Below are 18,158 nucleotides of genomic sequence, written 5' to 3'. Positions count from 1 at the left end.
TCGGTCGCATTGCCGGGGGAGGTTCACGTTAACGGCCCGGCCGTGTACGGAGGTATGGATATGCTCCGGTCGTGGTGGTGAGTGAGGCGGACCCCGGCGGGGTCGCGCAGGACGCGGCGACGGCCTGGCCCGAGGGGCTCCGGGAGTCGCGACTGCACTTCGTGTCCGGCAAGGGCGGCACCGGCAAGTCGACGGTGGCCTCGGCGCTCGCGCTGGCGCTCGCCTCCGTCGGCAAGAAGGTGCTGCTCATCGAGGTGGAGGGGCGCGGCGGCATCGCCCCGATCTTCGATGTGGACGCACTGCCTCCGACCGAGACGAAGATCACGACGGCCGACGGCGGCGGCGCGGTGCACGCGCTGTCGATGGACGTGGAGGCGACGTTCCTCGACTACCTCAAGACGAACTACGGCATGGGCCTGGCGGCGCGCGCGCTCAAGTCGATCGGCGCGATCGAGTTCGCGACGACGCTGGCGCCCGGCCTCAAGGACATCCTCATCACCGGCAAGATCATGGAGTGCACCCAGCGCCGTGCGAGCGACGGACGCTACGCCTACGACGCGATCGTGGTGGACGCTCCCCCCACGGGCCGGATCGGCAAGTTCCTCGACGTGACGCGGGCGATGAAGGAGATCGCGAAGGCCGGCCCGATCGCGGGCCAGGCCGACCGCGTGGTGCGCCTGCTGCACTCCCCCGACACCGTCGTGCACCTGGTGACGCTGCTCGAGTCGCTCCCCATCCAGGAGACCGCGGAGGCCGCGAAGGAGCTGCACGCGCTGGACCTGAAGGTCGGCGCGGTGATCGTGAACCGCTCGCTGCCGCAGCTGCTCTCCGACGAGGAGCTGGACACGGCCGCCGACGGCGCCGTGGACGGGCCCGCCGTGCGCGCCGCCCTCGACGGTGCCGGCCTGCCCCTGTCCGAGGCGGACCTCGCCGGCCTGCTGACGGAGACCATCCAGTTCGCGCGCACGGTCCGCGGGCAGGCCGAGGCGCGGAACGACCTGGCGCTGATCGAGGCCCCGGGCCGGCTGGAACTGCCGCTCCTCACGGGCGGCGTCGACCTGGGCGGCGTGGACGAGCTCTCCGGCGCACTGATCGAGGCGGGGGTCCGATGATCGACCTGAAGCTGGGCCCGCAGTTGCTCGATCCCGGCACCCGCGTGGTCGTCTGCTGCGGCAGCGGCGGCGTCGGCAAGACCACGACGGCCGCGGCGATGGCCCTGTGGGCGGCCGAGCACGGCCGTCGCGTGGTGGTGCTGACGATCGACCCCGCGCGCCGCCTGGCGCAGGCCCTGGGCGTCGCGGACCTGACGAACGAGCCGCAGACCGTCTCCGTCCCGGGCGAGGGGTCGCTGCACGCGATGATGCTCGACATGAAGCGGACCTTCGACGAGATGGTCACCTCCAACGCGGATCCCGCTCGGGCGCAGGAGATCCTCGCGAACCCCTTCTACCAGACCGTGGCCTCGTCGTTCTCCGGCACGCAGGAGTACATGGCGATGGAGAAGCTGGGGCAACTCACCGCCGACGACCGCTGGGACCTGGTCGTGGTGGACACCCCGCCGTCGCGCAACGCCCTCGACTTCCTCGACGCGCCGAAGCGGTTCGGCTCCCTGCTGGACTCGCGGCTGATGCGCCTCATCGCCGGCCCGACGCGCGGCTTCGGCCGCATGGTCTCCGGCGGCATGGGCCTGGCCCTCAAGCTGGTCTCCACCATCGTGGGCAGCCAGATGCTCTCCGACGCTTCCGGTTTCGTCGCGCAGATGGACACGCTGATCGGCGGATTCCAGGAGCGCGCCGATCGCACGTACGCCTTGCTGGCGCGCCCCAGCACCCGCTTCGTGGTGGTCGCCTCGCCCGAGGAGGACACGCTGCGCGAAGCCACCTACTTCGTGGAGCGGCTCGCCGGCGAGTCGATGCCGCTCGCCGGGCTCATCGTCAACCGCACCCATCCGGGGCTGGCGACGATCGGCGCGGACCAGGCCCGGGAGGCCGCGAGCCGGCTCGGGTCCGACGGTGCCGCCCGCACCGCCGAGGGGCTGCTGCGGGTGCACGCGTGGCGCGCGGAGATCGCCGCCCGCGAGGTGCAGGTGCTCGGAGAGTTCGTGGGCCGATGCCCGACGGTGCCGGTGGTCGGGGTGCCCTCGCTCCCCTTCGAGGTGGCGAACCTCGAGGCGCTGCAGGCCGTCGCCGAGCAGATCGTGGGCTCCTAGCCCGTCGCCCGGCCCCGCCGACGCCCCCTGTTGTTCCTCCCGAGAAACGTAGCTGGACAAACGAAAGGGCCCCGCACCGTCGAACGGTACGAGGCCCTGATCACTCCCGGGCGGGAGCCGGGGGAATCAGCCCGCGGCGACGCGCTTGCGGTCGCGCTGGGCTTCGAAGAAGGATCGCCAGCTGGTGACCTCGGGGTGCTGACGGAGGAGGGCACGGCGCTGACGCTCGGTCATGCCGCCCCAGACACCGAACTCGACCCGGCTGTCGAGCGCATCGGCGCCGCATTCGAGCTGAACGGGGCAGTGCCGGCAGATCGTGGCGACCTTGCGCTGGGCGGCGCCGCGGACGAACAACTCGTCGGGGTCCACATCGCGGCACTTGGCCTTGGAAACCCAAACCAGGCGATCCTCGTCGTCGACCAGAACGCGTGCACTTGTCATCTGACTCCCCTTTCGCGTGGTGCGGCCCGGCCCCGGCGGCGGTCCCACCCGGAGGTGTGCGGGGGGCCGATCGAGGTGCTCGCCACATCGTCTGCAATAGTGTTACCTGAATCACACGGCGGAAACAAGTCGAGGGCCGAGGTAAATCGAACAGTGGTCCAAGAAATCCAGGACGCCCGTACCGATCACCTGGTCGGCGCGTCGGGACCGGGGTTCACGGCGGGTCGGCACGTATCCTGGTGACCGTGTCGAAACCCGGAGTGATCGCGAAGCTGGCCGGCTGCGTCCTGCTGGCCGGACTGCTGGTCGCCGGCGTCCTGTTCCCCTACATCGGCGGGCTGGGCCTGATCTCCAACCGCGCCGCGGACACCGTCGACAACATCAGTTCCGAGCTGCTCGAGGGGCAGGTCCCGGAGGTCACCACGGTCTCCGACACCACCGGGGCGCCCATGGCCTACCTCTACGACCAGCGCCGCGTGCAGGTCCCCTTCGATCAGATCTCGCCCAACATGGTGCGCTCGATCATCTCGATCGAGGACAAGCGGTTCATGGAGCACGACGGCGTCGACTACCAGGGCACCGTGCGCGCCTTCCTCAAGAACCAGTCCGCGGGCGAGGTGCAGCAGGGCGCGTCCACGCTGGATCAGCAGTACATCAAGAACTATCAGCTGCTCGTGCTCGCGAAGTCGGACGCGGACCGTCGGGCGGCGGTCGCCACCACCCCGGCCCGCAAGCTGCGCGAGGTGCGGATGGCATTGACCCTCGAGCGCACGCTCACCGAGCGCGCGAAGGAGGAGCACGGGGTCGACGACGCGCGGGCCAAGGTGATCGCCAAGGAGCAGATCCTGGCGCGCTACCTCAACCTGGTCCCCTTCGGCAACGGCGCCTACGGCATCGAGGTGGCGGCGCAGACCTACTTCGGCAAGCGCGCCTCGCAGCTGAACATCCAGGAGTCCGCGATGCTCGCGGGGATGGTGCAGTCGAGCTCCTCGCTCAATCCGTACGCCAACCCGCAGGGTGTGATCGACCGCCGCAACACGGTGCTGGACACCCTGGTGGCGAACTTCCCGGACAAGGCGGACGAGTACCGCGCGGCGAAGAACACCCCGCTCGGCGTGCTCCCCCGGCCCAACACGCTGCCGGGCGGCTGCATCTCCGCGGTGGCCAACCGCGGCTACTTCTGCGACTACGTGCTGCAGTACCTCTCCGAGGCGGGCATCCCCAAGGAGACCGTGATGCGGGGCGGCTACACGATCCGCACCACGCTGGATCCGCGCGTGCAGGACTCGGTGCAGGGCGCTCTCACCGGCACGGCCAGCCCCACGCTGTCGAACGTCGCGCAGGTCATGAACGTGATCAGGCCGGGCGAGAACTCGCACGTCAAGGGCATGGGCCACGGCGGCTACGCCGGTTGTCCCTCGGACTCCTACTGCGTGAAGAACGCGGGTCCGTATCCGTATTCGATGTCGCTCACCCAGGCCCTCGCCACGTCGCCGAACACCCCGTTCGTCAAGCTGATCGAGCAGGTGGGCGTGACGCCCGTCGTCGATATGGCGGTCAAGCTCGGGCTCCGCTCGTACACCCAGCCGGGCAGCTCGGGCTTCGGCAACGACAGCCTCGCCGACATGTTCAAGAAGCAGAACCTGGCGTCGTTCACCCTCGGACCGACCGCGGTGAGCGCGCTCGAGCTGACCAACGTGGCGGCGACGCTGGCGTCCGGCGGCGTGTGGTGCCCGCCGAATCCGGTCCAGTCGATCACCCAGCCCAAGCGCAACAGCGACGGCATTCAGACCGTCGGGGCCGACGGTAAGCCGGAGACCACACCGGTGCCCTACAAGTCCGAGAAGTGCGAGCAGGTCATCGACAAGGGCCTGGCGAACACGCTCGCCAACGCGCTCAGCGCCGACGACCGCGGTGCGGGCACCTCCGCCGGATCCGCCTCGCGGGCGGGCTGGACCCTGCCGCTGTCCGGCAAGACGGGCACCACCGAGACCTTCCGCTCCTCGGCGTTCCTCGCGTACACCAACCAGTACGCGGGTGCCAGCTACGTCTACAACGACGGCAACTCCCCCGGACCCATCTGCACCAGCCCCCTGCGCCCGTGCGGCGAGGGCAACGTGTACGGCGGCAACGAGCCCGCCCTGGCCTGGTACAACGGCCTCAAACCGGTGTCCACGATCTACGGCCCGGTCTCCCTGCCGCCGGTCGATCCGAAGTACAAGGACGGCTTCGGGCCGGGCAAGATCCCCAACGTCATCGGGCTCAACCAGGCCGCGGCGAAGGCGCGCGTCGAGGCCGCGGGCTTCAAGACCACCGTCGCGTGGGTGAACAACTCGGCCGCCAACGGCACCGTCGTCTCCACGTCGCCGTCGGGCTTCAGCCAGCCGGGCTCGACGATCACGCTGAACCTGTCGAACGGGATCGCGCCGGCCCCGTCGAACCCGTCGGCGCCGGGCGTGCAGACCGGCCCGGGCGGCACCACCATCACGATTCCCGGCTTCGGCCAGTTCACCATTCCGGGCGCGGGCGGCCAGGGCGGCGGCCCGGTGGAGACCCCCGCACCGGAGCCCCCGGGCAACTGATCATGCGCGGCACCCGGATCGCCGCGGGCTGGCTCGTCGTCGCCGCGGTGCTCACGGCCTGCGGTGACCGTTCCGCGCCACCGACCGAGACGAGCCGCGCCGCCGGCGGATCGGTCTCCACGGGGACGTCAGCGGCCACGTCGTCCACGGCGCCCCCGCGCGATCTCGGCCCGATCGGCCCGACGGCCGCGGCTGCGCACGGCTACGTGCCCGGATCGACCCGCGTCTCCGGATCCGATCGGGCCGTCACCTACGACGTGGAGGTGCCGACCCTGTCCGACGGCTCGGCGTCCGTCACGGCGCGGTTCACCACCTCGATCCGGGCGTCCCTGGACGATCGGGTGCGCGAACTCGGCGGAGCACCGAGGCCCGTCACCCTCGCCCGCGGTTCCCTCGCGAACGGCGAGGGCTCCCGCGTGAGCCGCATCGGGCTCCGCTCGGTCGCGGGGATCCTGCTCACGAACTACTTCATGCAGGGCGCGGCGCACCCGAACAACCAGATCGGGACCGTCGTCATCAACACCGATACGGCGCAGCCGATCCTGCTGTCCCAGCTGCTGCCGACCCCCGATGCGACGGCGCGGGTGAAGGAGCTGATCCGCGAGCAGGCCACCGCCGACGGCCCCACGCTCTTTCTGAACGAGTCGACGACGCTGGCGAACTGGCTCCCCACGGACGCGGGCATCACGTTCTACGTGCCCGTCGCGCACGCGGCGGGCGACTTCAGGCCGTTCGCGCTGCCCTGGTCGGATCTCGCGGACATCGTCCCGGCCGACGTGCGCGACGTGCTCCGCGCCTGATCAGCCGATCTTCGGCGTGACGCGGTCCAGGATCGCGTCGGTGTCGACGCCCTGCGGGAGGGTGCCGAAGACATCGCCGCGGTCGCCCGCCAGGCGCGTGCGGGTGTAGGCGTCGGCCACGGCGGGGTGCCCGTAGCGCACGAGGAGCGAGCCCTGCAGCGCCGCGGCCATGTCGCCGACGAGGCGGCGGGCGCCGAACTGCATCGCGGCCTGGTCGGTGAGGTCGAGCGCGCCGAACGTGCCCTTGAGCCTCGTGACGGCCTCGTCGTAGACGGTGTCGGCGCCCGCGGCCGCGTCGAGCTCGGCGAAGAAGGCCGCGACGGACTGCGGTTCGCGGGCCATCGCACGCAGCACGTCGAGGGCGGCCACGTTGCCGGAGCCCTCCCAGACGGAGAGCAGCGGCGCCTCGCGGTACAGGCGCGGCATCCGTGAATCCTCGATGTAGCCGTTGCCGCCCAGGCACTCCAGCGCCTCGGCGGCGTGGATCGGGCCGCGCTTGCAGACGTGGTACTTGGTGACCGCCAGGGCGATCCGGCGCAGCAGGGACGCGTCCTCGTCGCCGGCGACGGAGCGGTCCGTGAGGCCCGCGAGCCACAGGCCCGCGGTGGTGGCGCCCTCGGCCTCGACGGCGAGGTCGGCGAGTACGTTCCGCATGAGCGGCTGGTCGATCAGGTTCGCGCCGAAGGCCTTCCGGTGCGCGGCGTGGTGCGCGGCCTGCGCCAGCCCCGCGCGCATGCCGGTGGCGGTGCCGAGCACGCAGTCGAGGCGGGTCATGTTGACCATCTCGACGATCGTGCGGACACCGCGGCCCTCCTCCCCCACGAGCCAACCCACGGTCTCGTCGTACTCCACCTCGCTGCTCGCGTTGGAGTGGTTGCCCAGCTTGTCCTTGAGGCGCTGCAGGGCGAAGACGTTGCGCGTCCCGTCGGGCAGCACGCGCGGGATGAAGAAGCAGGAGACGCCGGATTCGGTCTGCGCGAGGGTCAGGAACAGGTCCGACATGGGCGCGGACGTGAACCACTTGTGGCCCGTGATCCGGTACGTCCCATCGGATTGCGGGACGGCGCGCGTGGTGTTGGCACGGACGTCCGAGCCGCCCTGCTTCTCGGTCATCGACATACCGGCGATGAGGCCGCGCTTGCCCAGCGGGGCCCGCAGGCCGAAGTCGTACTCCTTCGCGGCGAGCAGCGGCTCGTACTGGGCGGCGAGCTCGGCGTTGGCGCGCAGCGCCGGCACCACCGCGTAGGTCATGGAGATCGGACAGCCGTGGCCCGCGTCGACGTGGCCCCACACGCTGAACTTCGCGGCGCGGACCAGGTGGGCGTTGCGATCCGTCTCGGCCCAGGGCGCGGCGTGCAGACCGTGCTCGACGGCGACCTTCATCAGCTGGTGGTACGCGGGGTCGTAGACCACCTCGTCGACGCGGTTGCCGTACCGGTCGTGGGTCTTCAGGACGGGCGGATGCGCCTCGGCGAGGTCGCCCCACTCGAGGGCCTCGGCCGTGCCGGCGAGCGCGCCGAGCGCATGGATGGCGTCCGACTGCGCCGCGTCGACGTGGGCCCGCCGCAACGCGTCGTCGATCATCGGGGTCTCGGCGGCGTTGAAGCCGAGCAGCGGCGGCACCTGGTTGGTCACTTCGTGGGTCGGCACGCCTGCTCCTTCGTTCGACGGTGCGCGGCCCGCTCGGGCCGCCCCTCTCAGTGTTGCATATTCGCGACAGTCGCACCAGATATGCAATGGGGTCGGGTTCCGAAACCGGCCTGTTCCTCACCCAGGATCGATATGTCTCGGCCCGACCGAGAATCGGACGGGTTTCAGTAGCGAAGAAGCGACGGCGCCCCGGTGTAGCGTCGACGCCGATGTCCATGCCCCTCGCCACGACGGTCTCCGCGCGCTCAGCCGTGCTGAGTCTGCTGCTCGGCGCGCACCCGCCGGAACTGGAGGGGCGCGAGATCGTGGCCGCCATGCGGCTGTTCGGGGTCTCGGAGTCCACGACCCGCGCCGCGATGTCGCGCATGGTGGCCTCCGGCGATCTGGTCCGCGACGGTGGCCTGTACGCCCTGTCGGAGAGACTCGCGCAGCGACAGGCGCGCACCGACTCCCCCGCGACCGTCGCGTGGGACGGGGCCTGGGAGACGGCGATCATCACCACCAGTGGGCGCAGCGCGGGCGACCGCGCCGAGCTGCGGACGGAGATGACGCGGTTGCGGCTCGCGGAGCTGCGCGAGGGCGTGTGGATGCGGCCGGCGAACCTGGACCGCGCACTCCCCGCCACGGTGCGACAGGTGACCACCGGCTTCACGGCACGGCCGGACGACGACCCCGTCGACCTGGCCCGAACGCTGTGGGACCTGCCGGAGTGGTCCCGGCACGGCCACGCGCTGCTGGGCGCGATCGCCGACGCCGGCGACGACGGTCAGGCGCGCTTCCTGACCATGGTGTCGGTGGTGCGGCACCTGTACCGCGACCCGCTGCTGCCGCCGGAGCTGCGACCCCCGGACTGGCCCTCGGACGATCTCACGGCTGCGTACGCCGACTTCCGCGCCTGGCTCGCCGAGATGCGGATCGGGCGGGGCTGATCAGGCGAGCGCGTCGACGACGCGGGTGATCCGCGCCTGGAGCCGACGGAGCTGGAGCCCCTGGTCGTCGAGGCGGCGGGCGATGGAGTTGACCGCATCGCAGGAGCCGGTCTCGTGCAGGCTGCGGGCGTCGATCTGGAGGTCGTCGCCGGTGCGACCGACGGACGCGGCGATGAGCGTGAGCTGGGCGGTGAGATCGTCGAGTTCGCTGCGAACGCTGGCGAGCCCCATGAGAGTCCCTCTCTGCGCGCCCCCGGGTGGGGCGTTCACCTGCACAGTAAGGGGCGGCTGTGGCCGGTGTGACGAATTACAGGTGACCGTTGCGTGTCCGTTACCCGACGATTCCGCGCACTCAGGAAGACGTCGGCCCGTGAACGGCGGAGCCGGTGGCGACCCCGGTGACGGTGCAGACGCCGAACCGGCCGGCGCGGTCGAACATGCTCGCGGACGAGATGCTGATGCCGTCGACGATGACGAACTGGTCCGCCTCCAGCCCTATCTCATCGCCGCGGGGCGCGCGGGCGATGGCCATCGAGACGTCGCCGTTGATGGTCTCGACGCCGCCCGTGCCCATGCCGGTCACCAGGTTGGTGCAGTCGGAGACCATCGCGGCGCGGGCGAAGGGCGTCGTCTCCTCGCCGTCGAGGACGCGCCAGCCGCGGGTCCACACGCGCTTGCGCTCGGCGGTGGCCCAGTGCTCCGGGGTGTCGGACGAGACGTAGTCACCGCTGCCGCCCGCCATCGCGAGACGCGGCGCCTCGGGTGGCGGCGGGGCGGGAACGTGCGGATCCGACCAGACGGCACCGTCGGGCTGCGGGGCCCGGTGGTAGAACGTCACGGCCGCACGCACGACGGTCTTGTCGTTCTGAACGATCTCCGCCTCGGCGACGCGGATGCGGCGTCCCGAGCGGACCAGGCGGGTGCGCACGTCGAGGTGGCCCGAGCGGACCATGCGGAACATGTCGCAGTGCCAGCGCGTTCCGACGAGGCCGTCGCCGAACTCGGTGTCGAGGACCTGCGCGAGCAGGCCCGCGATCGCCGGCCCCGACAGGGTGCCGGGCGCCCATCGGCCCTCCGCGGCGGGCAGCGAATCGAATCCGCCGCCGCTGCGGGCGAACTGCGCGGGTACCTCCAGGGTGGTCATTCCATTGGGTTTACCAGGCGGCGCGGGGCGCCCGGTACTCGCATCCGCCGGAATGCCGCCGCGAGGGCGGCCATGCGGTACTGATGGAGCATGGGCGAGACGTTCTTCGTGACGATGTGGCCGCGGCTGGTGCGCAACGAGCCGCCGCTGCTGACCGAGCTGCGGCGGCGCAACCTGGCCGGGCTGTCGGGTCGCGTGCTGGAGGTGGGCGCGGGCACCGGAACGAACTTCGCGCTGTACCCGCCGGAGGTCACGGCGGTCGTCGCGCTGGAGCCCGAGCGCGCACTGCGCGCCGAGGCCACGAAGGTCGCCGACGAGCGCATCGAGGTCCGGCCCGAGCGGCTCGACGAGTACGTCCCGGCGGATCCCTTCGACGCCGTGGTCTTCAGCCTGGTGCTGTGCTCGCTGCCCGACCCCGAGGGCGCGGTCCGACAGGTACGCGGGTTCCTCGGGCCCGACGGCGAGCTGCGCTTCCTCGAGCACGTCGCCGCGCGCGGCGGGATGCTCGAGGGCCTGCAGAAGGCGGTGGACGCGACCACCCTGTGGCCGCGCGTGTTCGGGAACTGCCACGCCCACCGCGACGCCGTCGGGCTGATCAGCGGGGCGGGCTTCGCCGTGACCACTGTGGAGGACCGGATGCTCGCGCCCGCATGGGTGCCCTTCCCGACCTCGCCGCTGGTCCTGGGCCGCGCGCACGCATGACGCTCGACGCGGCCGCGCTGGGCCTCGACACCCGACTGACGCTGCTCGCCGCGGGGCTGGTCTTCCTGTGGGCGTTGGGGCTCGGAGTGTGGAAGTACCACGGGATCATGACGTCCCCCGAGCACCAGGCCCACGTGTACGTGGACATCGCGCACCGCGCAGCGCTGATGTACTCCTTCGCGCTCGCGCTGATCGCGATCTTCGTGGAGCTGAGCGCGTGGCCGCAGTGGGTGGACCTGACAGCCTCCGCTGTCCTCGCCTTCTTCTTCGTCGCCGCTATCGCGAGCTATTGCTGGCACGGCGCACGCCGCGACACCGACAACCAATTGGCGCCGCCCGCACCGGGAGTACGCGGTTTCATGGTGTTGCTCGTCGTCGCCGAGATCGGCGCTTTCGCAGTCCTTCTCGCGGGTTTCGTCGCGGCCTGGTGACCAGCGCCGGCGCGTCGCCCTACCGGTGGCGCGTCAGGCCGCTTGCCCGCAGGTGCACTGGCATTCGGTGAGCGTGCCGCCCGCGGCGGCGGTGTGCCGCCACGCGTCGCTGCCGGGTACGAGCGCGGGCTCGCGCTCCGGCGTACCGTCCGCCGTTCCCGACGGTGCCGGGGTGGCCGCGTCCGCAGTGGTGTGGGCGGTCGTCGGCGCCGGCAGTGCGGCGGGCGCGCGGCGCCAGAGTACGGGTGCGAGGATCGCTCCGGCAGCGGCGATTCCGGCCAGCAGCGCCCAGGCGGGAACGAGCCCGAAGCGGTTCGCGCCCCAGCCCGCGATCGGATAGGCGACGAGCCAGGCGAGATGCGAGAGCGAGAACTGCGCGGCGAAGACGGCGGCCACGTCGCTGGGCGCCGCGGCGGCGCGCAGCACCTTGCCCGTGGGTGTGATCGCCATGGCGGAGCCGGCGCCGCTGGCGAACCAGACCGCCGCGGTCAGCCCCCACGACGGGGTATCGGCGGCGGCCATCGCGACTGCACCGGCGGCCGCGGCGGTGAGCAGCGCTGCGCCCGTGAGCATCACGGACCGCTCGGTGAATCGGTCCAGGAGCCGTGGCACGGCCAGGGCGACGAGCAGAGTTCCGCCGCCGGACGCGGCGAGCATCCACGCGACCTGCGACTCGCTGCCGCCCAGTCGATCGCGGACGTAGTTGACGGTGTTGACCACCACGATCGATCCGGCCGCGGCCACCGCGAAGTTCACGCCGAGGACACCGCGCAGGCTCGGGGTGCGGGCGAACAGCCGTGCGCCGGAGAGGATCCGGTCCGCAGGGCCGCCCATGGGCGCACGGCGCGCGTTCGGCACCGTCGCCCTGAGGACGAGGAACGCGGAGATCACGAAACCGACTGCGGTGCCGAGGAACAGCACGTCGAAGTCGATGAGGAGCAGCGCCACCGCGGCGACGACGGGGCTGACCAGGCTCTCCATCGTGTACGCGACCTGGGACGCGGACAGCGCGGTGGTGTACTCGCGCTCGTCGGTGATGATGTCCGGGATCACGGCCTGGAAGGTGGGCGTGAACGCCGCCGATGCGGCCTGCAGCGCGCCGATGAGCACGTAGACCTGCCAGACCTCGGTGACGAAGGGCAGGGCGAGCACGATGGCCGCGCGCACGAGGTCGAGGGCCACCAGGAAGGCCCGGCGCGGCAGCCGGTCGACGTACGCCGCGGCCAGCGGCGCGATGACCACGTACAGCACCATCTTGATCGTGAGGGCGGTGCCGAGCACGACCGCGGCCGAGGAGCCCGCGATCTCGTAGGCGAGCAGGCCCAGCGCGACGGTGGTCAGCCCGGTGCCGAGCAGCGCGACGATCTGCGCGCCGAACAACAGACGGAAGTCGCGGTGCGAGAAGGGACCCACGGTGGCTCCTGGTGGTCGGTGCGGACGGATCAGTGGTGGGCGTGGCCGCCGGTATGACCGGCGTGGGCATCGGTTCCGTCGTGCGGTGCGGCACCGTCGGCGACGAGGGTGAACTCCGCGGTGCGGACGGTGCCCTCGTGCTGGAAGTCGAGGAACAGCCGGTACGTGCCCGCCGACGGGGCCATCGCGTGGAACCGGATCTCGGGGCCGGCGGGGGTCGACGGGTCCGACGGGTCGCCCTCGGGGTGGACGTGCAGGAAGGCGAGGTCGCCGGCGCGCAGCGCGACCAGGTGGCCGTAGGCGGCCAGATAGGGCTCGAGATCGGTGACGGGGGCACCGTCGCGGGTGACGGTGGCGACGAGTTCGCCGGCCCGCCCGGGCGCGAGGGCACCGTCGAGCGTGACCCGGTAGTCGTCGATGTCGGCGACGGCGCGGGGGGCGAGCTGGTCGACGGGGCGGTACTCGCCGGGCACGGCCACGTCGGCGCCGAGCACGATGCCCGTGCCGAGCGCGGTCGGGACGATGTCCGCGAAGAAGCGCCAGACGCCCGGGGTGAGGTCGAGCTCGACCGACCAGGTGCCGGTGGCGTCCATGACGGGATGCACGTGCTGGAAGCCGCTGGTGTCGCGCTGCACGGCGATGAAGTGCAACCGCTTGTCGTGCTGCACGTCGAAGTCGGTGACCGGCGCGCCGTCCGGGCCGAGGATCGCGAACTCGACGCGCGTGCGACCGGCGCCGAGGATCGTCAGCGACGGGGTGATGCGGTAGCCCTGCTCCACGGTCTGCAGACCCTGCGGGAACGGTGCGGCGGCGTGTGCACTGTGGTCCATGACGTGCTCCTTCGGTGTGCGTGCGCGAGTTCGCGGTCGGCTGCCTCCACAGTCGGAGGACTCCTCCATATATACCCCCTAGGGGTATATATGGCAATCGTTCTCCTTCGCCGGAACGAACTGACCGAGGGCGGGGTCTCCCTCGGTCGGTACGTTTGCGATGTGACCGTGATCTGGTGGTGCCGAAGAGACCTGCGATTGGGCGACAACCCGGCGCTGTGCGCGGCGACCGAGGACGGACCGGTCGTTCCCCTGGTCGTCGTCGACCCGGCACTGCTGCACGACGGAGCCCGGCCGCGCGAAGCGTGGTTCGCGGCCACCGTGCTCGCGCTCGACGAGCAACTGGGCGGCGGCATCGTCCTCCGCTCGGGTTCGCCCGTCGACGAGGTGGTCGCCGTCGCGCGCGACGTCGGCGCGAGCGCCGTGCACGTGAGTCGCGAGACCACCCCCTTCGGACGACGCCGCGATGCGGCCGTGCGCGCGGCGCTCGCCGAGCACGGGATCGATTGGATCGAGACGGGATCGCCGTACGCCGTCACTCCCGGCCGGGTGGTCAAGCCCGACGGTTCGCCGTACCGGGTGTTCTCCGCGTTCCAGCGAGCGTGGCGCGAGCACCGCTGGCCGCGCCCCGCCCGGCTCCCGTCGGAGATCCACTGGACCGCTCCGAGCGGGAGCTCCGGCGCGGATGCGCGCGAGGCGCTCCACGCCGCGGTCCGGTCGTGCGAAGTCCCGCTCCCCGCCGCGGGGGAGAAGGCCGCGCTGGCCGTCTGGGAGCGTTTCCGGACCGACGGTCTTCCGCGCTACGCGCTGGACCGCGACCGCCCGGACCTCGATGGTTCCTCGCGCCTGTCGCCGTACCTCAAGGTGGGCGCAGTGCATCCCCGCACCTTGCTCGACGGGCTCGGAAGCGGCGAAGGGGCGGAGAAGTTCGCCTCCGAGTTGTGCTGGCGCGACTTCTACGCCGACGTCCTGCACCATCATCCCGGCAGCCTGACCACGGACCTCACCGAAGTACTCGCTGGTCTGGAGTACCTCGCTCCGGGCCCGGAGTTCGAGGCGTGGCAACGGGGCGAGACCGGGTACCCCCTCGTCGACGCCGGCATGCGCCAGCTGCTTGCCGAGGGATGGATGCACAACCGCGTGCGGATGGTGGTCGCCAGCTTCCTGGCCAAGGACCTGCACGTCTGGTGGCCCCACGGCGCCGCACACTTCCAGGATCTGCTGATCGACGGCGATCCCGCATCCAATGCGCACGGATGGCAGTGGGTCGCCGGGACGGGGACCGACGCCGCTCCGTACTTCCGGGTGTTCAACCCCACCGCGCAGGCCGAGAAGTTCGATCCCCAGGGCGAGTACGTCCGCAGATACGTCCCGGAACTCCGGCACCTGAGCGGCGCCGCTGCACTGACACCGTGGAAGCACACCGGCGGATACGACCACGGCTACCCGGCGCGGATCGTCGACCACGCTCACGAGCGGCTGGTGACGCTGGAGCACTACCGGACCGCCAGGAAATCATGATCAAGGTCGTGCCAGCACGCGTCCACCGCACTGACTTCGGAACGTACGCGGAGCACGAGCCGACACCCCATGCCGACAAGTAAGGCCCCTGGCCAGTGTTTCCACTGATCAGGGGCCCTGCTGTCGTCTCAACCAACGAGTCGGGGTGGCGGGATTCGAACCCACGACCTCTTCGTCCCGAACGAAGCGCGCTACCAAGCTGCGCCACACCCCGTGGTGACAACCTGCAATAGATTACTACAGCCACCGTCGGGCAGGAAATCGGCAGGTCAGGCCTGCACCGCCTCCGGGGCGACGACGGGGCCGATCTCCACCTCCCGGTCGCGCACGGGCGCGCCGACGAGGGTGAGCAGCGAGGCCTCCGGCCGGCAGAAGGTGCGGAACGGTGCCCACGGCGAGGTGCCGAGCCCCGCGCTCACGTGCAGCTTCATGTGCGCGCCCCACGCGGAGGCACCCTTCACCCGCGAGCGGTCCAGCCCGCAGTTGGTGATGAGCGCGCCGTACACCGGCAGGCACAGCTGCCCGCCGTGCGTGTGGCCGGCGAGGGCGAGGTCGTAGCCGTCGGCGGCGAACCTGTCGAGCACGCGGGGCTCGGGCGAATGCGTCAGGGCGAGCCGCAGGTCGACGGACTCGTCGGCGCGGCCGGCGATGGTCTCGTACCGGTCCCGCTCGATGTGCGGATCGTCGACGCCCGCGACCTGGATCGTGACGCCACCGGCCTCGAGCCGCCGCCGCTGGTGGGTGGCGTCGAGCCAGCCGCGCTCCGAGAACGCCGCCCGGAGGTCCTGCCAGGGCAGCGGATCGCCGTGCTTGCGCTCGTGGTTCTTGTCGAAGTACTTGGCGGGGTTCTTCGGCGTCGGACCGAAGTAGTCGTTGGAGCCGAAGACGAACAGACCGGGCCGGCCCAGCAGCGGGTTGAGCGTCTGCACCACGGAGGGCACCGCCCGCGGGTGCGACAGGTTGTCGCCGGTGTTCACCACCAGGTCCGGCTCGAGCGCGGCCAGCTCGTGCACCCAGGCCTGCTTGAGCCGCTGCCCGGGCGTCATGTGCAGGTCCGAGATGTGCAGGATCCGCAGCGTCGGCGTGCCCGGCGGCAGGATCGGCAGCGTGTGCTCGCGCAGGGTGAAGGCGTTGCGCTCGAAGACTCCTGCGTAGGCGATGGACGCGACGCCCGCGCCCGCCAGCCCGGCGCCGGCCTTGAGAAGAGGATGAACTGCCATTCCCCCAGGATACTCAGCTGCCGCAGGCGCGCACACCGCGTAACTTGGACGTCATGTCAGAAGTGAAGGCCGCTATCCGCGACGATCTCAAGACCGCGATGAAGGCTAAGGACACCCTGGTCACGGGGACGCTGCGCATGTTGCTCTCCGCGATCCAGAACGAGGAGACCTCCGGCACCGCGCACGCGCTGACCGACGAGGAGTTCCTCAAGGTGGTCGCCCGCGAGGTGAAGAAGCGCGGCGAGGCCGCCGAGATCTTCGCGACCAACGGCCGCGACGAGCTGGCCGCCAAGGAGCGCGCCGAGGCCGAAGTCATGTCGCGCTACCTGCCGAAGCAGCTGAGCGACGACGAGCTCGGCGCCCTCGTCGGCGCCGCGATCGCCGAGGTCACCGCCGAGCTCGGGGAGCCGCCGACGGTGCGCCAGATGGGCCAGGTCATGAAGGTCGCGAACGCGAAGGCCGCGGGCGCGGCGGACGGCAAGCGCCTGTCCTCCGCCGTCAAGGCGAAGCTCGCCTAGTGGCTAAACCGAGCCGGCCCGGCGCGATGTGGCTGTGGGTCCTCGTGTCGCTCGCGGCGGGCGCGGGGGCGATCGCCCTCTACGTGACCGCGATCATCCAGTGCTCGGCACTGCTCGGCACCACGGGCTACCCGGGGAACTTCCCCGCGTCGCCGCTGGGCGTGCGGACGATCACGATCCTGATCATCGCCATCGCCGGCCTGGTGGCCGTCGCGGCGATGGCCCTCACCGGGCTGTTCGCCCTCTTCGGGCAGCGCTGGGCGACGGTGCTCTACGGGCTCGCCGTGTTCGTCGGCTTCCTGCTGGCCGCGGCGTCCGTCCTCCTCGGCAATCCGCGCGAGTACGACGATCCGGTGAGCCGCTTCGGCATCGACCACAACGGCGCGCCGCTGGCCGGCCTGCCGATGTGGGGCGCACTGATCGTGATGTTCCTGATGCTGTTCTCGCTCGCGCTCAGCCGGCCGGTGTACCGGTACGCCGTCGAGCGCAGCGGCGCATGACTCAGAGCGCGCCGAGGGCGTAGCCGCCCCACACCGCGACGACGCTCGCGACCAGCGTGGACAGCCCGTACACCGCGCCGTCCCGGTAGCGACGGTCCCGCAGCAGGGTCAGCGTCTCGACGGTGGCGGTGCTGAAGGTCGTGTAGCCGCCGCACACGCCGGTGCCCAGCACCGCGAGCGCGGTCCCGCCGAGGCCTCCCCCGGCGACGGCCCCCGCGAGCAGCCCCAGCACGAACGAGCCGGACACGTTGATCGCGGCCGTCGCCCAGAAGGACAGTCGGGCGCGCAGCGCACCGTCGACCAGGTAGCGCAGGACGGCCCCGAGCCCGCCCCCGAGGGCCACGAGCAGGGTCGTCATCGCCGGACCACCGCCGCCCCCACGAGGGCCGCGACGAGGCCCAGCAGCACCGTCGCACCGGCGTACAGGGCGCCGACGGCCGGGGCCGCGTCGTGGATGTCCAGCGCGAACGCGCTGTAGGTCGTGAGGCCCCCGCAGAAGCCGGTGCCGAGGAGCAGGCGGATACGACGGTGCCGCTCGTCGTCGGGCCGGCGGAACAGTGCCTCGACGATGCCGCCGAGGAGGAACGCGCCCAGCATGTTCACCGCGAAGACGGCCCACGGGAACGGGCTGTGGGGCAGCCAATGCCCCACCGCGGCGCGGAGAAAGGTGCCGGCCGCGCCGCCCAGGAAGACCAGTCCCAGGGCGGCGGGCCGCAGTAGCGTGCTCAGGTGTCGATCAGACCGCGGTGGTCAGATCGACGTCGATGTTGCCGCGCGTCGCGTTCGAGTACGGGCACAGCTGGTGCGCCTTGGCGACCAGTGCCTCCGCGTCGGCCTGGGCGAGGCCCGGGAGAGTGGCCTTGATCGCGGCGTTGATGCCGAAACCGGACTCGGTCTTGCCGAAGCCGACGGTGACGTCGACGGTGGTGTCGTCCGGGACGGCGACCTTCTCGTTGCGGCCGACGGCGCGGATCGCACCCAGGAAGCACGCCGCGTAGCCGGCGGAGAACAGCTCCTCCGGGTTGGTGCCCTCGCCGTTGCCGCCCATCTCCTTCGGAGGCCGGGTATCCAGGTCGATGCGGCCCGTGGCCGACGTCACGTGCCCGTCGCGGCCGCCACCGGTGGCGGTCGAGGAGATGGTGTAGACGACGTCCAAGCTCATATCCGGCGCTCCTTCGCGTAGGTGTGTCCGCCCGTCCGGGCGGCGTTCCCTTCCGACAGTAGTCCGAATCACAACCGGCCTCCGGCCGACGCCTCGATCCGCCGCC

General features: G+C 71.4%; 20 protein-coding genes and 1 tRNA gene. 10 read left to right on the top strand and 11 right to left on the bottom strand.

What is annotated here, in order from left to right; translation table 11 throughout:
- Nucleotides 1–71 precede the first annotated feature (71 nt).
- Together ACNAYW_RS02010 and ACNAYW_RS02005 are read left to right on the top strand one after the other, a co-directional pair.
- Nucleotides 72–1,112: an ArsA-related P-loop ATPase gene (locus ACNAYW_RS02010; RefSeq protein ID WP_415848079.1), complete on the top strand. Its 1,041-nt coding sequence runs from the start codon at nucleotides 72–74 to the stop codon at nucleotides 1,110–1,112.
- Entirely contained in the window at nucleotides 1,109–2,209 is a 1,101-nt protein-coding gene (locus ACNAYW_RS02005) for an ArsA family ATPase (protein WP_415848078.1), read from the top strand. Before ACNAYW_RS02010 ends, ACNAYW_RS02005 begins: the two co-directional genes overlap by 4 nt.
- Before the next feature lie 126 nt (nucleotides 2,210–2,335).
- Here ACNAYW_RS02005 and ACNAYW_RS02000 read toward each other — a convergent pair whose 3' ends face one another.
- Nucleotides 2,336–2,650: a WhiB family transcriptional regulator gene (locus tag ACNAYW_RS02000; RefSeq protein ID WP_415676032.1), complete on the bottom strand. Its 315-nt coding sequence runs from the start codon at nucleotides 2,648–2,650 to the stop codon at nucleotides 2,336–2,338.
- A 245-nt stretch (nucleotides 2,651–2,895) separates the two neighbouring features.
- Here ACNAYW_RS02000 and ACNAYW_RS01995 point away from each other — a divergent pair, with 245 nt between their 5' ends.
- Together ACNAYW_RS01995 and ACNAYW_RS01990 are read left to right on the top strand one after the other, a co-directional pair.
- Nucleotides 2,896–5,232 carry a transglycosylase domain-containing protein gene (locus ACNAYW_RS01995; RefSeq protein ID WP_415848077.1) on the top strand — a complete coding sequence of 779 codons (2,337 nt, stop codon included), beginning with the start codon at nucleotides 2,896–2,898 and terminating at the stop codon, nucleotides 5,230–5,232.
- Between the two features lie 2 nt (nucleotides 5,233–5,234).
- On the top strand, nucleotides 5,235–6,032 hold the full coding sequence (locus ACNAYW_RS01990; protein WP_415848076.1) for a hypothetical protein: 798 nt from the start codon (nucleotides 5,235–5,237) through the stop codon (nucleotides 6,030–6,032).
- Here ACNAYW_RS01990 and ACNAYW_RS01985 read toward each other — a convergent pair whose 3' ends face one another.
- Complete coding sequence (locus ACNAYW_RS01985) at nucleotides 6,033–7,682, bottom strand: acyl-CoA dehydrogenase family protein (protein WP_415848075.1); 1,650 nt, start codon at nucleotides 7,680–7,682, stop codon at nucleotides 6,033–6,035.
- A gap of 209 nt (nucleotides 7,683–7,891) precedes the next feature.
- On the opposite strand from ACNAYW_RS01985, the gene ACNAYW_RS01980 reads away from it, so the two are divergent.
- Nucleotides 7,892–8,611, top strand: a complete 720-nt coding sequence (locus tag ACNAYW_RS01980; RefSeq protein ID WP_415848074.1) for a PaaX family transcriptional regulator — start codon at nucleotides 7,892–7,894, stop codon at nucleotides 8,609–8,611.
- Here ACNAYW_RS01980 and ACNAYW_RS01975 read toward each other — a convergent pair whose 3' ends face one another.
- Nucleotides 8,612–8,842 carry a hypothetical protein gene (locus ACNAYW_RS01975; protein ID WP_146485023.1) on the bottom strand — a complete coding sequence of 77 codons (231 nt, stop codon included), beginning with the start codon at nucleotides 8,840–8,842 and terminating at the stop codon, nucleotides 8,612–8,614.
- Nucleotides 8,843–8,963: 121 nt separating this feature from the next.
- Entirely contained in the window at nucleotides 8,964–9,755 is a 792-nt protein-coding gene (locus ACNAYW_RS01970) for an acyl-CoA thioesterase domain-containing protein (RefSeq protein WP_415848073.1), read from the bottom strand.
- A gap of 90 nt (nucleotides 9,756–9,845) precedes the next feature.
- Between ACNAYW_RS01970 and ACNAYW_RS01965 the strand changes: the two genes are divergently transcribed.
- Entirely contained in the window at nucleotides 9,846–10,457 is a 612-nt protein-coding gene (locus ACNAYW_RS01965; RefSeq protein WP_415848072.1) for a class I SAM-dependent methyltransferase, read from the top strand.
- A complete protein-coding gene (locus tag ACNAYW_RS01960; protein WP_415848071.1) occupies nucleotides 10,454–10,888 on the top strand; it encodes a hypothetical protein in 435 nt (144 codons plus the stop codon). The genes ACNAYW_RS01965 and ACNAYW_RS01960 overlap by 4 nt, the downstream gene beginning before the upstream one ends.
- A gap of 33 nt (nucleotides 10,889–10,921) precedes the next feature.
- Here ACNAYW_RS01960 and ACNAYW_RS01955 read toward each other — a convergent pair whose 3' ends face one another.
- Nucleotides 10,922–12,301, bottom strand: a complete 1,380-nt coding sequence (locus ACNAYW_RS01955) for an MFS transporter (protein ID WP_415848070.1) — start codon at nucleotides 12,299–12,301, stop codon at nucleotides 10,922–10,924.
- 29 nt (nucleotides 12,302–12,330) lie between these two features.
- Entirely contained in the window at nucleotides 12,331–13,131 is an 801-nt protein-coding gene (locus tag ACNAYW_RS01950; RefSeq protein WP_415848069.1) for a hypothetical protein, read from the bottom strand.
- 162 nt (nucleotides 13,132–13,293) lie between these two features.
- On the opposite strand from ACNAYW_RS01950, the gene ACNAYW_RS01945 reads away from it, so the two are divergent.
- Complete coding sequence (locus ACNAYW_RS01945; protein ID WP_415848068.1) at nucleotides 13,294–14,652, top strand: cryptochrome/photolyase family protein; 1,359 nt, start codon at nucleotides 13,294–13,296, stop codon at nucleotides 14,650–14,652.
- A 140-nt stretch (nucleotides 14,653–14,792) separates the two neighbouring features.
- On the opposite strand, the gene ACNAYW_RS01940 is transcribed toward ACNAYW_RS01945, so the two are convergent.
- Together ACNAYW_RS01940 and ACNAYW_RS01935 are read right to left on the bottom strand one after the other, a co-directional pair.
- A tRNA-Pro gene (locus ACNAYW_RS01940) sits at nucleotides 14,793–14,866 on the bottom strand.
- A 55-nt stretch (nucleotides 14,867–14,921) separates the two neighbouring features.
- On the bottom strand, nucleotides 14,922–15,872 hold the full coding sequence (locus ACNAYW_RS01935; protein ID WP_415848067.1) for a metallophosphoesterase: 951 nt from the start codon (nucleotides 15,870–15,872) through the stop codon (nucleotides 14,922–14,924).
- 53 nt (nucleotides 15,873–15,925) lie between these two features.
- On the opposite strand from ACNAYW_RS01935, the gene ACNAYW_RS01930 reads away from it, so the two are divergent.
- Nucleotides 15,926–16,390 (top strand): GatB/YqeY domain-containing protein, encoded by a 465-nt coding sequence (locus ACNAYW_RS01930; protein ID WP_415848066.1) that lies wholly within the window; start codon nucleotides 15,926–15,928, stop codon nucleotides 16,388–16,390.
- Complete coding sequence (locus ACNAYW_RS01925; protein WP_415848065.1) at nucleotides 16,390–16,890, top strand: hypothetical protein; 501 nt, start codon at nucleotides 16,390–16,392, stop codon at nucleotides 16,888–16,890. Before ACNAYW_RS01930 ends, ACNAYW_RS01925 begins: the two co-directional genes overlap by 1 nt.
- A gap of 1 nt (nucleotide 16,891) precedes the next feature.
- Here ACNAYW_RS01925 and ACNAYW_RS01920 read toward each other — a convergent pair whose 3' ends face one another.
- From ACNAYW_RS01920 to ACNAYW_RS01910, 3 genes are read right to left on the bottom strand one after another with little or no spacing between them, the layout of a single operon-like run.
- Complete coding sequence (locus ACNAYW_RS01920) at nucleotides 16,892–17,248, bottom strand: fluoride efflux transporter FluC (RefSeq protein WP_415848064.1); 357 nt, start codon at nucleotides 17,246–17,248, stop codon at nucleotides 16,892–16,894.
- Nucleotides 17,245–17,577 carry a fluoride efflux transporter FluC gene (locus ACNAYW_RS01915; protein WP_415848211.1) on the bottom strand — a complete coding sequence of 111 codons (333 nt, stop codon included), beginning with the start codon at nucleotides 17,575–17,577 and terminating at the stop codon, nucleotides 17,245–17,247. Before ACNAYW_RS01915 ends, ACNAYW_RS01920 begins: the two co-directional genes overlap by 4 nt.
- A gap of 49 nt (nucleotides 17,578–17,626) precedes the next feature.
- The gene (locus tag ACNAYW_RS01910) at nucleotides 17,627–18,052 is read right to left on the bottom strand and encodes an organic hydroperoxide resistance protein (RefSeq protein ID WP_415848063.1); all 426 of its coding nucleotides are present in this window, start codon (nucleotides 18,050–18,052) and stop codon (nucleotides 17,627–17,629) included.
- Nucleotides 18,053–18,158: the final 106 nt, after the last annotated feature.

Source organism: Tsukamurella ocularis, from assembly GCF_965138335.1.
Taxonomy (GTDB): Bacteria; Actinomycetota; Actinomycetes; order Mycobacteriales; family Mycobacteriaceae; genus Tsukamurella; species Tsukamurella ocularis_A.
The sequence above is the reverse complement of the archived record's forward strand: the minus strand, read 5'-3'. Positions and strand labels throughout refer to the sequence as shown.

Coding starts and splice junctions, on each gene's coding strand:
- ACNAYW_RS01990 (WP_415848076.1), top strand. CDS start 5,235: ATGCGCGGCACCCGGATCGCCGCGGGCTGGCTCGTCGTCGCCGCGGTG.
- ACNAYW_RS01950 (WP_415848069.1), bottom strand. CDS start 13,131: ATGGACCACAGTGCACACGCCGCCGCACCGTTCCCGCAGGGTCTGCAG.
- ACNAYW_RS01960 (WP_415848071.1), top strand. CDS start 10,454: ATGACGCTCGACGCGGCCGCGCTGGGCCTCGACACCCGACTGACGCTG.
- ACNAYW_RS01920 (WP_415848064.1), bottom strand. CDS start 17,248: ATGACGACCCTGCTCGTGGCCCTCGGGGGCGGGCTCGGGGCCGTCCTG.
- ACNAYW_RS01980 (WP_415848074.1), top strand. CDS start 7,892: ATGTCCATGCCCCTCGCCACGACGGTCTCCGCGCGCTCAGCCGTGCTG.
- ACNAYW_RS02000 (WP_415676032.1), bottom strand. CDS start 2,650: ATGACAAGTGCACGCGTTCTGGTCGACGACGAGGATCGCCTGGTTTGG.
- ACNAYW_RS01935 (WP_415848067.1), bottom strand. CDS start 15,872: ATGGCAGTTCATCCTCTTCTCAAGGCCGGCGCCGGGCTGGCGGGCGCG.
- ACNAYW_RS01910 (WP_415848063.1), bottom strand. CDS start 18,052: ATGAGCTTGGACGTCGTCTACACCATCTCCTCGACCGCCACCGGTGGC.
- ACNAYW_RS01975 (WP_146485023.1), bottom strand. CDS start 8,842: ATGGGGCTCGCCAGCGTTCGCAGCGAACTCGACGATCTCACCGCCCAG.
- ACNAYW_RS01930 (WP_415848066.1), top strand. CDS start 15,926: ATGTCAGAAGTGAAGGCCGCTATCCGCGACGATCTCAAGACCGCGATG.
- ACNAYW_RS01965 (WP_415848072.1), top strand. CDS start 9,846: ATGGGCGAGACGTTCTTCGTGACGATGTGGCCGCGGCTGGTGCGCAAC.
- ACNAYW_RS01970 (WP_415848073.1), bottom strand. CDS start 9,755: ATGACCACCCTGGAGGTACCCGCGCAGTTCGCCCGCAGCGGCGGCGGA.
- ACNAYW_RS02005 (WP_415848078.1), top strand. CDS start 1,109: ATGATCGACCTGAAGCTGGGCCCGCAGTTGCTCGATCCCGGCACCCGC.